At 70.9% G+C, this 13,800-nt stretch carries 12 protein-coding genes; 5 read left to right on the forward strand and 7 right to left on the reverse strand.

The genetic code is table 11. The features are described 5' to 3' along the window. Positions 1–6 precede the first annotated feature (6 nt). Entirely contained in the window at positions 7–1,197 is a 1,191-nt protein-coding gene (locus ACZ418_RS24400) for an acyl-CoA dehydrogenase family protein (protein WP_468366436.1), read from the reverse strand. A 98-nt stretch (positions 1,198–1,295) separates the two neighbouring features. Further along, entirely contained in the window at positions 1,296–2,912 is a 1,617-nt protein-coding gene (locus tag ACZ418_RS24405; protein WP_468366439.1) for an MFS transporter, read from the reverse strand. 261 nt (positions 2,913–3,173) lie between these two features. Here ACZ418_RS24405 and ACZ418_RS24410 point away from each other — a divergent pair, with 261 nt between their 5' ends. Both ACZ418_RS24410 and ACZ418_RS24415 read left to right on the forward strand, forming a co-directional pair. Then, positions 3,174–4,490 (forward strand): glycosyltransferase family 39 protein, encoded by a 1,317-nt coding sequence (locus tag ACZ418_RS24410; protein WP_468366441.1) that lies wholly within the window; start codon positions 3,174–3,176, stop codon positions 4,488–4,490. Positions 4,491–4,727: 237 nt separating this feature from the next. Beyond that, the gene (locus ACZ418_RS24415) at positions 4,728–5,756 is read left to right on the forward strand and encodes a phosphatase PAP2 family protein (RefSeq protein WP_468366444.1); all 1,029 of its coding nucleotides are present in this window, start codon (positions 4,728–4,730) and stop codon (positions 5,754–5,756) included. 107 nt (positions 5,757–5,863) lie between these two features. Here ACZ418_RS24415 and ACZ418_RS24420 read toward each other — a convergent pair whose 3' ends face one another. Next, positions 5,864–6,079: an I78 family peptidase inhibitor gene (locus ACZ418_RS24420; protein WP_468366447.1), complete on the reverse strand. Its 216-nt coding sequence runs from the start codon at positions 6,077–6,079 to the stop codon at positions 5,864–5,866. 408 nt (positions 6,080–6,487) lie between these two features. On the opposite strand from ACZ418_RS24420, the gene ctaD reads away from it, so the two are divergent. Continuing rightward, the gene (gene ctaD / locus ACZ418_RS24425; RefSeq protein ID WP_468366449.1) at positions 6,488–8,188 is read left to right on the forward strand and encodes an aa3-type cytochrome oxidase subunit I; all 1,701 of its coding nucleotides are present in this window, start codon (positions 6,488–6,490) and stop codon (positions 8,186–8,188) included. An 85-nt stretch (positions 8,189–8,273) separates the two neighbouring features. Here ctaD and ACZ418_RS24430 read toward each other — a convergent pair whose 3' ends face one another. Next, positions 8,274–8,936 carry a LysM peptidoglycan-binding domain-containing protein gene (locus ACZ418_RS24430; protein WP_468366452.1) on the reverse strand — a complete coding sequence of 221 codons (663 nt, stop codon included), beginning with the start codon at positions 8,934–8,936 and terminating at the stop codon, positions 8,274–8,276. A 540-nt stretch (positions 8,937–9,476) separates the two neighbouring features. Between ACZ418_RS24430 and ACZ418_RS24435 the strand changes: the two genes are divergently transcribed. Both ACZ418_RS24435 and ACZ418_RS24440 read left to right on the forward strand, forming a co-directional pair. Further along, positions 9,477–10,289, forward strand: a complete 813-nt coding sequence (locus ACZ418_RS24435) for a hypothetical protein (RefSeq protein ID WP_468366454.1) — start codon at positions 9,477–9,479, stop codon at positions 10,287–10,289. Between the two features lie 80 nt (positions 10,290–10,369). Next, positions 10,370–10,774 carry a hypothetical protein gene (locus ACZ418_RS24440; protein ID WP_468366457.1) on the forward strand — a complete coding sequence of 135 codons (405 nt, stop codon included), beginning with the start codon at positions 10,370–10,372 and terminating at the stop codon, positions 10,772–10,774. Between the two features lie 64 nt (positions 10,775–10,838). On the opposite strand, the gene der is transcribed toward ACZ418_RS24440, so the two are convergent. From der to cmk, 3 genes are all read right to left on the reverse strand, one after another. Continuing rightward, positions 10,839–12,323 (reverse strand): ribosome biogenesis GTPase Der, encoded by a 1,485-nt coding sequence (der, locus tag ACZ418_RS24445; RefSeq protein WP_388626589.1) that lies wholly within the window; start codon positions 12,321–12,323, stop codon positions 10,839–10,841. 93 nt (positions 12,324–12,416) lie between these two features. Then, the gene (locus ACZ418_RS24450) at positions 12,417–13,124 is read right to left on the reverse strand and encodes a lysophospholipid acyltransferase family protein (RefSeq protein WP_468366461.1); all 708 of its coding nucleotides are present in this window, start codon (positions 13,122–13,124) and stop codon (positions 12,417–12,419) included. Then, entirely contained in the window at positions 13,082–13,777 is a 696-nt protein-coding gene (gene cmk, locus ACZ418_RS24455; protein WP_468366464.1) for a (d)CMP kinase, read from the reverse strand. Before cmk ends, ACZ418_RS24450 begins: the two co-directional genes overlap by 43 nt. Between the last annotated feature and the right edge of the window lie 23 nt (positions 13,778–13,800).

Consider the following 13,800-nt stretch of genomic DNA (forward strand, 5'->3'; position numbering starts at 1 on the left):
CGGGCCTCACCGGAAGGCGTCGAGCCCGGTGAGCGCCTTGCCCAGCACGAGCTGGTGCATCTCGACGGTGCCCTCGTAGGTGAGCACCGACTCGAGGTTGGTCGCGTGCCGCATCACGGGGTATTCGAGGGAGATCCCGTTGGCACCGAGGATCGTCCGCGCCGTACGGCAGATCTCGATGGCCTCGCGGACGTTGTTGAGCTTGCCGAAGCTGACCTGCTCGGGACGCAGGCGGCCGGCGTCCATCCGCCGCCCCAGATGGTGGGCGAGCAGGATTCCCTTGTGCAGTTCCACCGCCATGTCGGCGAGCTTGGCCTGGGTGAGCTGGAAGCCGCCGATGGGCCGCCCGAACTGCTCCCGCGTCCTCGCGTAGTCGAGGGCCGCCTCGAAGCTGCTGCGCGCCGCGCCCATCGCACCCCAGACGATGCCGTACCGGGCGTGCGACAGACAGCTGAGCGGTCCGCGCAGTCCGGTGACCTCAGGGAGTACGGCGTTTGCCGGCAGTCGTACGTCGTCCAGCACCAGTTCGCTGGTGACGGAGGCGCGCAGGGACCACTTGTGCTTGATCTCCGGCGCCGAGAAGCCTGGGGTGTCGGTGGGGACGACGAAGCCGCGGATGCCGTCCTCGGTCTGCGCCCAGACGACGGCCACCCCGGCGACCGACCCGTTGGTGATCCACATCTTGCGGCCGTTGAGGACCCAGTCCTCGCCGTCGCGCTTGGCGTGGGTGCGCATGGAGGCGGGGTCGGAGCCGTGGTCGGGCTCGGTCAGCCCGAAGCAGCCGATCACCTCGCCGGCCGCCATGCGGGGCAGCCACTGAAGCTTCTGCTCCTCGCTGCCGAACCGGTGGATCGCGTACATGGCGAGGGAGCCCTGCACGGAGACGAGGGACCGGATGCCCGAGTCCGCCGCCTCCAGCTCCAGGCAGGCCAGCCCGTACTGCACGGCCGTCGCCCCCGCACAGCCGTACCCGGTCAGGGACATACCGAGGGCGCCGATGGAGCCGAGTTCGCGCGCGAGCTCACGGATGCCGGGCAGCTCCCCCTTCTCGTACCACTCGGCGACGTACGGCAGCACGCGGTCCGCCGCCCAGGCTCGCACGGTGTCCCGCACGGCCAGGTCCTCCGGTTCCAGCAGGTCGTCGATCCCGAGCGGGTCGGCGGGATCGAAAGGGGGCAACTTCGCGGACGCGGACATGGGACACCCTCCGGCACACAGAAAACTAGCACCGCTAATCACTTATGTGCCGCCGACGTTACGGTGCGGTGTCCCGCACGTCCAGTACGTCGGACAGCTCAGGCCGAGACCCGGGACTCCACCACTTCGCGCGGGGCGGGCAGCTCCACCGCCTCCACCGCCGCCGCGGTTTCCGCGCACTGCATGACCCGCGGCAGCCGCAGCGCCATCATCGCGCCCAGCAGCAACAGCCCCGCGCTCACCAGCAGCGTCACATGCAGGCCGTGCACGAAGGAGTCCCGCGCGACCCGGCGCAGCGCGGCCCCGGTGGACCCGCCCAGCCGTCCGGCGACGGCGTAGGCCTCGCCGAGCGAGTGACCGGCCGCGTCCGAGGCGGGCCGCGGAACGCCCGGCACCGCTCGCAGATGCGGTGCGTAGGCCGCGTTCATCACGCTGCCCAGCAGCGCGATGCCGATGCCGGCGCCGAGCTGGTACGACGTCTCGCCGATCGCCGCCGCACCGCCGGCCTGCTCCGCCGGGGCCTCGCTGAGCATCGACTCGTACGCCCCGAAGAGCGTGGTCTCCAGACCGAAGCCGAGCAGCACGAAACCGGAGAGCAGCAGCGGTGCGTCGTCGGTGCCGCCCATCGCGGTGAGCATCAGGACCGCGGCGGCGGTGAGGCAGAAGCCGAAGCAGACCATCCGGCGCGGCCCGAAGCGGCGCAGCATCCGCGCGCCCGCCAGGCCCGCCGCCATCGCCGCGACGGTCAGGGGCAGCAGCCTCAGCCCGGTCTGCAGCGGGGAGAGCCCGAGCACCAGTTGCAGATACTGGGCGGCGATCAGCTCCAGGCCGACGAGCGCGAGCATCGCCAGCACGATGCAGCAGACCGAGGTGCTGAACGCGGGCCGGCGGAACATCCGCAGGTCCACCAGCGGATGCGGAAGCCTGCGCTGCCGCCGTACGAAGAAGAAGAGGAGGGCCGCGCCGGCCAGCAGCGGCAGCACGGTGAAGGGGCTCGCCGGTGCCTCGCCGCCGCCCAGCCGCTTCACGCCGAGGACGACGCCGAACAGTCCTCCGGCCGCCATCAGGGCGCCGACGACGTCCCAGGGGCCACGCCGGTCACCGCGCGACTCGGGCAGCAGGATCCGGCCCACCGGGAGGCTGATCAGCATCAGCGGGATGTTGACGAGGAAGACCGCGCCCCACCAGTAGTGCTCCAGCAGGAAGCCGCCGAGCAGCGGGCCGACGGCCGCGCCGACGGCGGCCACCGCACTCCAGACGCCGATGGCGAGCGCGCGTTCGCGCCGGTCGGGGAAGACCTGACGGAGGATCGACAGGGTCGCCGGCATGATCATCGCGCCGCCGACGCCGAGCAGCGCGCGGGCGAGGATGAGCATCTCGGCGGTCTGCGCGAAGGCGGCCACGGCGGAGGCGACGCCGAACAGGCCGTAGCCGAGCAGCAGGACGCGTCTGCGGCCGACCCGGTCGCCGAGGGTGCCGAAGAGAATCAGCAGCGAGGCGCAGACCAGCGGATAGACGTCGACGATCCAGAGCAGTTCTATGGCGCCGGGCTTGAGGTCCTCGGTGACGGCGGGGACCGCCACGTGCAGCACGGTCGCGTCGAGGGCGACGAGCAGCAGGCTGGTGCAGAGGACGACGAGGACGACCCAGCGGTTCGCACCGGGCCCGGCCGTCCTACGGCGCGGCCGTACGGCAGCCGTGGTCGTCCCGGACATGTACGTACCTCCCAGATGTGCCGCGCGTGGGGGCGGACCGACGGGGTGGGGACTCCCTGTCGTACGGCCGGAGAGGAGCGGGGTCTCCGGCCCGCGCACAACCCACGCGGGTGACTCGTCAGCGTACGCGAGTTCGGCACGGGGGCACGTGGCGGACCTCTCACACGCGGGATGGAACCCGTGTGGTGTACGCCACGTCGCTCCCTCTTGACCACGCCCCGGGTACCGGTCCGGTTCCGCCGCCCGTCGATAATCGAGTCCGTGACCGATCTTGAGACGCGCGTGGCCCCACCCCACGCTCCACTTCTGCGCCGGGCGATCCCGGCCCTCCTGGGCTGTGCGGCGGTCCGCGCCCTGGGGCTGGTCGTGCTGGTGTTGTGGAGCGCCGCGCGCGGCAAGAGCGCGTACACCCTGCTGACCGCGCGCTGGGACTCGCTCTGGTACACGCGGGTCGCCGAGCTGGGGTACGGCTACGAGGTGCGGCTGCCGAACGGCGATGTGCACTCCAATCTGGCGTTCTTTCCGCTGCTGCCGTGGCTGGAGCGGCTGGGGCACGCGACCCTGCCGCTGTCGTACGCGGACGCCGGTTTCGTCGTCAGCCTGCTCGCCTCGCTCGCCGCGGCCTGCGGGATCTTCGCCGTCGCCGAGCGGGTGTACGGCCCCCGGGTGGGGATCTGTGCCGTGCTGCTGTGGGCGGTGCTGCCGGTCGGGATCGTGCAGTCGATGGCGTACAGCGAGTCGCTGTTCACGGCGCTGGCGGCCTGGTCGCTGTACGCCCTGCTGACCGGCCGGTGGATCACCGCGGGCACGCTGGCGGCGCTGGCGGGGCTGACCCGGCCGGTGGGGGCGGCGGTGGTCGCGGCGGTGTGGGTGGCGGGGGTGCTCTCGTTCGTGCGGTACCGGAGCACGATGCGCACGTCCGGCGCACACAACGGAAAACACGCCCCGGCGCACATATCCAGCGCATCCGACAGCACGCGCGCTCCGGCGCACACGCCCGGCGCGGACACCACTTCGCACAACCCGCGTCTCCCTGAGTCCCCGAACGACACCCACGCCTCCGGCGCCCCACCAGCCCCCGCATGGCGCCGGACCCTCGGCATGGTGATCGCGCCGCTCGGGGCCGCCGGTTATGTGCTCTGGGTCGGACAGCGGACCGGTAAGGGATTGCTCGGTTACCTGGACGTCCAGGCCGGATGGCGCAATGGGTTCGACGGCGGCTATGCGTTCGCGCGCTTCGTGGCCGACAAGTTCACGTCGTTTCCGTCCGCGTTCGCCGGCGCCGGTCTGATCATCGGGGTCGCCCTGCTGCTGTGGCTGTACGCGACCGGCGTCCGAAGGCGTCAGCCGGCCGAACTGCTGGTGTACACGGGTGTCGTCCTCGCCCTCGCCCTGTGCGCGTCGAGCTACTTCGGCTCCAAGCCGCGGCTGCTGATGCCCGCCTTCCCGGTACTGCTGCCGCTCGCCTGCGCCCTCGCCCGGCTGCGCACGTCCCGATCCGTGCTGGTCACCGCCGGGTTGGCGGTCGCCACGGCGGTCTACGGGGCCTTCTGGCTGAACGGCTCCGGTCCTCCGTGATCGGCTTCACCGGCCGATGACGCTCCGGAAAATTCCGCACCAGGACCGGGTTAACGCATTCATAAGCGCGATATAAACAACGCCCGGCATGATCAAAGGAATTGAAGGGAACCGCCTCACAGGATTGCGGAATGCCTGGAATTCGGGCGACCCTTGAGAGGTTTCCCACATCACATCGTCATCACAAAGCCGCTGTTTCGACCGGGAACACAGCTCACTCGCTGTAACGTCGATTGGGTGCGTACCGAACGAAACCTCACCCGGCGTCTGGACCGGGTGTTCGCCAGACTCGACCGTGAGCCGGAACGACCGGCCCACATCGATGTGCCAAGGATGAGCAGGCACCGGGTCGTTCTGTTCACCGCGACCCTGGCTTTCTACCTGGCGATCGTGTGGGCCGTGGTGATCACGTCCTGGCTGGTCCGGCTCGACTGGCAGGTCATGTTCTTCCGGCCGTACCAGCAGTGGCCGCAGATCCACGCCTTCCTCGACTACTACGTGGTGCTCGGCCAGCGCGGCCCCACCGCGGTGATGGTCGCGGCCTGGCTCGGCTGGCGCTCGTGGCGGCAGCACACCCTGCGCCCGCTGCTCACCCTGGCCACCTCCCTGCTGCTGCTGAACATCACGGTCGGCGCCGCCAAGCTCGGCATGGGGCGCCTCGGTCCGCACTACGCGACCGTGATCGGCTCGAACGAGATGGGCCTGGGCGGCGATATATTCCCCAGCGGCCACACCGCCAACGCGGTCGTGACCTGGGGCATCCTGGCTTATCTGGCCTCCACCCCGAGAGCGCGCCGCTGGCTGTCGGCGCTGTCCGCGATCACGGCGCTGGGCGTCGGCCTCACCACCGTCTACCTCGGTACGCACTGGCTGAGCGACGTGCTGCTGGGCTGGGCCGCGGGCCTGCTGATCCTGCTCGCCCTGCCGTGGTTCGAGCCGCTGATCGCCAGGGCCGAGACCGCGCTGTTCGACCTGCGCGACCGCTGGCGCGCCCGCCGCAGCCGGCCCGTGCCCGAACCGGCCGTCCCGGTCACGCCGGTGGTGCTCAGGCCGGCTCGCGCACGGGCCGAGCAGCCGGCCCCGGCGCGCGAGCCGGCCGCCTCGACCCGTGCCTCCAGAGGGCTGGCGCATCTGGCCCCGGGACCGCACACGACCCGCTCGGAACGCACCCCGGTCACCCCGGCGGGCAGCCGGCGCCCGTCACACGCCGACCACCGCGTGCCGCGCGGCACGACCCAGCCGGTCCGGCCGCTCACGGGCGGCTGATGCCGGGGCCCGGTACGCACAACGGCCCCGCGCATACGACGAAGGCCCCGCTTCCCGAAGGAGGGAAACGGGGCCTTCGCCCTGTATGTGCCCGAAAGGCTCGGCCCTCAGCCTTTCCAGGCGCGAGCCACCACGCCCTCCCTCACCTCGAAGTTCAGCCGCCCCACCCGGTACTCCATGGTGATGATCGCGCCCGGCGGCAGCGACCGCACCGTCGACCACCCCCGCTCCCGAGCGAGCCGCTCGGCGTGGGTGGCGTCGAGGCCGACATACCCGTCCGGACTGTCCTGGGGCTCCGCTGGCGGAGTGGGAATCGGTGCCATGCCGCCACGCTACCGCGCAGCGCAAGGTAAGAGTCGTATCCGGCTCCCGTCACACTTCTGTCACAGCCGCCCGGCCGCGTTTCCCTCGAACTCCATCACACGTACGGGCGTTTCCGCGGGGGGCACCGGGGTAATCGAACAGAATTCACGCGCCCCTGAGCAACCCGCCGAATTACCCGCCGGAAAGTCCCGCTGCCGGGATCCCGACGGAGCCCAGGAGTGTGATTCCCCGCGCAATCCGGCAGCGAGGCCAGGTCATCTGACACCGCATAGGAATTTTCACGGATTCAGCACATCAGCGCCCTACGCCCCCTGTCGGAACGGGCGATCCCGCGAGCATCATGGCGCCAGCCCGCGGGTACGCGGGTCGGCGGGCCCGGGCGCGGCGATGCGAAGGGCGGGCGATCGATGGGGACCGAGACCGTAGGGGCGGCGGCAGGGCGGGCGCGCGGCAGGAACCGGGCCGGCCGGATGGTGGTCGACTGGCTCACCACCACCGACCACAAGAAGATCGGGCATCTGTACCTGATCACGGCGTTCGGCTTCTTCCTGGCCGGCGGGGTCATGGCGCTGCTCATGCGCGCCGAACTGGCCCGGCCGGGCCTGCAGATCATGACCAACGAGGAGTACAACCAGCTGTTCACGCTGCACGGCACGATCATGCTGCTGCTCTTCGCGACCCCGAGCTTCGCGGGCTTCGCCAACGAGCTGATGCCGCTGCAGATAGGTGCGCCGGACGTGGCCTTCCCGCGTCTGAACATGCTGTCGTACTGGCTGTTCGCCTTCGGCGGGCTGATCGTGCTCGGCTCGCTGTTCACCCCGGACGGGCCCGCGGCCTTCGGCTGGTTCGCCTACGCGCCCCTCAACGACTCCCTGCACTCCCCCGGCATCGGCCCGGATCTGTGGATCATGGGGCTGGCGCTGTCCGGCTTCGGGACGATCCTCGGCGCGGTCAACTTCATCACCACGATCGTCGGGATGCGCGCGCCGGGCATGACGATGTTCCGGATGCCGATCTTCACCTGGAACACGCTGTTCACGTCGATCCTGATCCTGCTGGCGTTCCCGGTGCTGGCGGCGGCACTGCTGGTACTGGAGGCGGACCGGCGGTTCGGCTCGCAGGTGTTCGAGGCGGCGAACGGCGGGGCGCTGCTGTGGCAGCACCTGTTCTGGTTCTTCGGGCATCCCGAGGTGTACATCATCGCGCTGCCGTTCTTCGGGATCATCACGGAGATCATCCCGGTGTTCAGCCGAAAGCCGATCTTCGGCTATCTGACGCTGGTCGCCGCGACCATGGCGATCACCGGGCTGTCGATCGTGGTGTGGGCGCACCACATGTTCGCGACCGGCGCGGTGCTGCTGCCGTTCTTCTCCTTCATGTCGTTCCTGATCGCGGTGCCCACGGGCGTGAAGTTCTTCAACTGGACCGGCACGATGCTGGGCGGCTCGCTGTCCTTCGAGACGCCGATGCTGTGGGCGACGGGCTTCCTGGTGACCTTCCTGTTCGGCGGCCTGACCGGGGTGATCCTGGCGTCCCCGCCGCTGGACTTCCATGTCACGGACTCGTACTTCGTCGTCGCGCACTTCCACTACGTCGTGTTCGGCACGGTCGTCTTCGCGGTCTTCGGCGGCTTCTACTTCTGGTGGCCGAAGTTCACCGGGAAGATGCTGGACGAGCGGCTGGGGAAGATCCAGTTCTGGACCTTGTTCACCGGCTTCCACACCACGTTCCTGGTGCAGCACTGGCTGGGCGCCGAGGGCATGCCCCGCCGGTACGCCGACTATCTGGCGGCCGACGGCTTCACCGCGCTGAACACGGTCTCGTCGATCGGCTCCTTCCTGCTGGGCCTGTCGACGCTGCCGTTCCTCTACAACGTCTGGAAGACCGCCAGGTACGGCGAGAGGGTCGAGACCGACGACCCCTGGGGCTACGGCCGCTCGCTGGAGTGGGCGACCTCCTGCCCGCCGCCCCGGCACAACTTCCACGCGCTGCCGCGGATCCGCTCGGAGTCCCCGGCGTTCGACCTGCATCACCCGGAGTACGCGGCGAAGGAGCGGGCGCCGGGCCCCGCGCCAGAGCCGCGTCGAGCCGGTCCCGGATCCTCCTGATCTCCTCGGTCAGCACGGTGAAGGCGCCCAACGCGGACAGCCGCTGTCCTCGACGGGCAGCGGCTGTCCTGCACGGGTGCTGGGCTCAGACCGCGAGGCGCTGGCCGGGCACGATCAGGTTCGGGTCGTCGCCGATGACCTTCTTGTTGGCGGCGTAGATCCGCTGCCAGGTGGTCCCGTGCCGCGCGGCGATGGCGCTCAGGGTGTCGCCCTCGCGGACGGTGTAGTCACCCGTGCCGCGGGACTCACTGCGGTTGGTGTGGCCCGCCGGGCGTTCCGGCGCCTTCGCCGGGGCGGACTTCGTCGTCACGCTGCCCTTGTCGGCGCCGGCCCCGGTGGTCGCGGCCGCCGGGGCCGCGCCAGAGGCTCCGGCGCGGGCCGAGCAGACCGGCCAGGCGCCCCAGCCCTGGGCCTGCTGGACCTTGGTGGCGACGGCGATCTGGGCGCTCCTGGAGGCCTGGTCGGCCGTGGGGGCGTAGGCGGTGCCGCCGTACGCGCGCCAGGTGCCGGCGGAGAACTGGAGCCCGCCGTAGTAGCCGTTGCCGGTGTTGATGTGCCAGTTGCCGCCGCTCTCGCACTGGGCGATGCGGTCCCACACTCCGTTGTCCGCCGCGGCGGCGTTGCCGGTGGCGGCCAGCAGCCCCAGCGGGGCCAGCAGCGCGGCTCCGGCCAGCGCGGCCGTCGTACGGCCCTTGCGGGCACCCTCGGGACGGGCGGTGTTGCGGGTGGTATCGGCACACTCGGACATGTAATTCCCTCTCCACGAACCCGGGCTCCCCCGGGCGGAGCACGCCTCGCCGCGCAGGACCGCGGTCGTTCGTGCCCGCCCCGTCCGTGTGACCGGTGCCGGCGGTGGTGCTGTGCCGGTGCCGGGCGTCGGACGTACCCGAGCGGTGCTCGTTGCACACGGCGGAGGAATGTAAGGAGGACGAGCGGTCCGAATCAACCAACTCGCTGTCATTCCAGGCCAGTTGCCCATTACCGCGGGTAGCGATGATTTTCGGCCACCCACTACATCACCTGATTTCCTGATTTTTCGACCAGCGGCTGAAGCGATCTGTGACCCACTTCACCGCTTCAAGTTCCTTGACGAGGCGACGAGTTGACCGTGAGTAGCGCATTCCGGACCGTTGGTGACCGTGTGCGCCGCTTGGTTCGAACCGGTCGTCCTCGGAGCGTGACTCCCACCACAGGACGTCCGTTGTCTTCTTCATGAGCCCGGAACCCCGGGACTCAGCGGCCGGGAGCCACCCGGCCGACCCCAGCACCGCATCCCGAGGGAGCCACCGTGCCGCGCATGCTCGACGTCAGTGACGCCGTACGCGCCGAGATCGGCGACGAAGAAGCCGACCGGCTGCTCGCCGGAGAGAACGCCCCGGGCAGTTACGACTGCACGTCCTGCCGCACCCCGGGCGACTCCGAGCAGGAGCGCACCAGCACCGTTCTGTTCGTCGGCGACGAGACCGCCGTCCTCGCCTTCGCCCACGCCAGCTGCCTTCCCTCGCAGGTCGTCCAGGTCACCGAGGAGCAGCTGCAGGGCGCCGTCCGGTCCATCGGCGGCGGCGTCGCCGCGGGCTCCGGGGCCGCCGGTTCCGCCGCCGCGGGCGAGCCGCAGAAGGCCGTGCCCGAGCAGGCCGTGCTCGGCGTGACCAGCGGACTCGTCCTGATCGAGGGAGAGTTGCACCCCGCGCTCGTCGTCGAGCCGACCACGCCGATCGTGCGCCCGGGCTCCACCGGCGCCGGCGACGACTTCCTGCCGCTGCTCATCGAGCAGGGGTTCATGCCGCTGACCGAGCTGGCGTCCGTGCCGCCGGTGCTGCACGGCTGGTCGGTGCTGCTCGCCGTGGGCCAGCTGCACGCGGTGCTGCAGCCTTCGGCGAGCGGCGGGCAGCCGGTGGCCTGGTGGCAGGCGCATCAGCCGCTGCAGGTGACGGACAGCTGGCGGGCCGCCGCCAACAAGCATCAGCAGGTGCTGATGTTCGCGGCGCCGGTGGGTTCCATCGGCCGGCAGCCACGGGAGGATCTGCTGCGGGAGTCTCTCGACAAGGCGGCGGCGAGTGGGAAATTGGTCGCTGCGGCGCTTCCGCTTGCGGGGACGTGATGCTTTCGCCCGGTGGGTGGGGGGCCGCGCCCCTGACTCAGTGACCGCATCCCTTTGAGGTTCCGGTCGTTTGGACATACGTGCACGCATACGACGCTTCCCCTCCCCGCCGGTCCGCCTTCGTCTCTGTTCCCTCTGCGCGGTTGGCGCAGGACGGGGGCGGTGGGGGCTCGGCCACGCCGATCTACGACTCGCTCTACGCGGAGTGGGTCAAGACCTTCCGTGCGCTGCCGGGTGACCGCAGCGGGGAGGAGGAGCTGACGTTCAGCCCCTTCGGGCAGCTGCCGGACCGCACGGGGGGCTACGGGGGCCACCGGGCGGGCTCGTTCAGCAGCTCGTACAGCGCCTACAGCGCGGGCGCGTACAGCGCGCGGCAGCAGCAGTCGCAGTGGCAGCGGGTGGGCACGCTGGGGCGGCAGCAGGAGGACACCGGGATGCAGCACGTGCCGGCGGCGCTGCCGCCGGGGCCGCGGCGGGGTGTGTAACCGGTTCACGACGTGAAGGGCGGCCCCTGGAGGACCAGGTGCCGCCCTTCGCGTCGTACCGCCGCTACTTCTTCTTCGCGCCGCGCTTCTCGCGCACCCGCACGGAGATGTGGATCGGGGTGCCCTCGAAGCCGAACTCCTCGCGCAGGCGGCGCTCGATGAAGCGCCGGTAGCCGGCCTCGATGAAGCCGGAGGCGAAGAGGACGAAGCGCGGGGGCTTGGTGCCCGCCTGGGTGCCGAACAGGATGCGGGGCTGCTTGCCGCCCCGGATCGGATGCGGGTGGGCCGAGACCAGCTCGCCGAGGAAGGCGTTGAGGCGGCCGGTGGGGACGCGGGTCTCCCAGCCGGCGAGAGCGGTCTCGATCGCCGGGACCAGCTTCTCCATGTGGCGGCCGGTGCGCGCCGAGACGTTCACGCGCGGGGCCCAGGCGACCTGGCCCAGCTCGGTCTCGATCTCGCGCTCCAGGTAGTAGCGGCGCTCCTCGTCGAGGGTGTCCCACTTGTTGTAGGCGAGGACGATCGCGCGGCCCGCCTCGACGGCCATGGTGACGATTCGCTGGTCCTGCACGGAGATGTTCTCGGAGGCGTCGATCAGGATGACGGCCACCTCCGCCTTCTCCACCGCGGCCGCGGTGCGCAGGGAGGCGTAGTAGTCGGCGCCCTGCTGGAGGTGGACGCGCTTGCGGATGCCCGCGGTGTCGACGAACTTCCAGGTCACGCCGCCCAGTTCGATCAGCTCGTCGACCGGGTCGCGGGTGGTGCCCGCCAGCTCGTTGACGACGACGCGCTCCTCGCCGGCCACCTTGTTCAGCAGGGAGGACTTGCCGACGTTCGGGCGGCCGATCAGCGCGATCCGGCGCGGGCCGCCGATGCCGGTGCCGCCGAAGGTCTCGCGCGGCGCGTCCGGCAGCACCTCCAGGACCGCGTCGAGCATGTCGCCGGTGCCGCGGCCGTGCAGCGCCGAGACGGGGTGCGGCTCGCCGAGGCCGAGGCTCCACAGGTAGGCGGCGTCGGCCTCGCCGCTCGGGCCGTCGACCTTGTTGGCGCACAGTACGACCGGCTTGCCGGCCTTGCGCAGCAGCCGTACGACCGCCTCGTCGGTGTCCGTCGCGCCGACCTTGGCGTCCACGACGAAGACGACCGCGTCGGCCGCCTCGATCGCGTACTCGGCCTGGGCGGCCACGGAGGCGTCGATGCCGAGGACGTCCTGCTCCCAGCCGCCGGTGTCGACGACCTTGAAGCGGCGGCCGGCCCATTCGGCCTCGTAGGTGACGCGGTCGCGGGTGACGCCCGGCTTGTCCTCGACCACCGCCTCGCGGCGGCCGATGATCCGGTTCACCAGGGTCGACTTGCCGACATTGGGGCGGCCGACGACGGCGAGCACCGGCAGCGGACCGTGGCCCGCCGCCTCGATGGCGCCCTCGACGTCCTCGATGTCGAAGCCCTCTTCCGCGGCGAGCTCCATGAACTCCGCGTACTCGGCGTCGCCGAGAGCCCCGTGGTCGTACTCGTGCTCAGCCGAGTCGCCGGGCTGGATGTCGTCGTTCATGTAGTCCGTACCTCGTCGTTCTTCGTGGTGATCGGTGGAACAGGCCCCGGATGGGACGAATCCCGGTGGGCTGATCCACTACTCAAGTGTCGCCTAGCGCCCGGTCAGGCGCCTGGCGTTTTCCAGGTGGCTGGTGAGCTGCTTCTGGATGCGCTCGGTCGCCTCGTCCAGCGCCCTGCGGGTGCGCCGGCCGCTGCCGTCGCCCGCCTCGAAGGGGTCGCCGAAGACGACGTCGATACGCGAACGCAGGGGCGGGAGCCCCTTTATCAACCGTCCGCGCCGGTCGGAACTTCCCAGTACGGCGATGGGCACGATCGGCGCCCCGCTGCGTACGGCGAAGTAGGCGAGCCCGGCGCGCAGCGAGGCGAAGTCGCCCTCGCCCCGGGTGCCCTCCGGGAAGATGCCCAGCACTCCCCCGGCCTCCAGCACGCCGAGGGCCCGGGTGATCGCGGTGCGGTCGGCGGTGGCGCGGTCCACCTTCAGCTGGCCGATGCCGGTCAGGAAGGGGTCCAGCGGGCCGACGAACGCCTCCTTCTTGATCAGGAAGTGCGTGGGCCGGGGTGCCACGCCCATGACCATCGGGCCGTCGACGTTGTGGGAGTGGTTCACGGCGAAGATCGCCGGGCCGCTCGTGGGCACCTTCCAGGCGCCGAGCACGCGCGGCTTGAACAGCCCGTGCATCAGGCCGACGCCGATGCGCCGCCCGACCTCGGCGCCCCGCAGCGAGGGAAGCTTCTCCGAAGCAGCTGACGGAAGGCTCACTTCCCCGCCCGCTTCTCCTCGACCAGGGTGACGACGCACTCGATGACCTGGGCGAGGGTGAGCTCGGTGGTGTCCACCTCGACCGCGTCGCCGGCCTTGGCGAGCGGCGAGGTCTTGCGGGAGGAGTCGGCCGCGTCCCGCTTGATCAGCGCCTCGCGGGTGGCGTGGATGTCGGCGCCCTTCAGCTCGCCGCTGCGGCGGGCCGCGCGGGCCTCCGGAGAGGCGGTGAGGAAGATCTTCAGGTCGGCGTCCGGGAGGACGGTCGTACCGATGTCACGGCCCTCCACCACGATGCCGTTCTCGGCGCCGGCGGCGATCGAGCGCTGCAGCTCGGTGATCCGGGAGCGCACCTCGGGCACCGCGCTGACCGCGCTGACCTTGGAGGTGACCTCCTGGGTGCGGATCGGGCCGGCCACGTCGACGCCGTCGACCGTGATGGCCGGGGCGGCCGGGTCGGTGCCGGAGACGATCTCCGGCTTGCCCGCGACGGCGGCGATGGCGGTCGGGTCCTCCAGGTCGATGCCGTTGTTCACCATCCACCAGGTGATCGCCCGGTACTGGGCGCCGGTGTCCAGGTAGCTCAGGCCGAGCTGCGCGGCGACGGCCTTCGACGTGCTCGACTTGCCCGTGCCGGAGGGGCCGTCGATCGCGACGATCACGGGCTTGGCGGTCGGGGCGGCGCCGTTTTCCACGGAGGGACACCTTCCTGGTGCTG

It is taken from the genome of Streptomyces sp. NPDC030820, assembly GCF_055572075.1.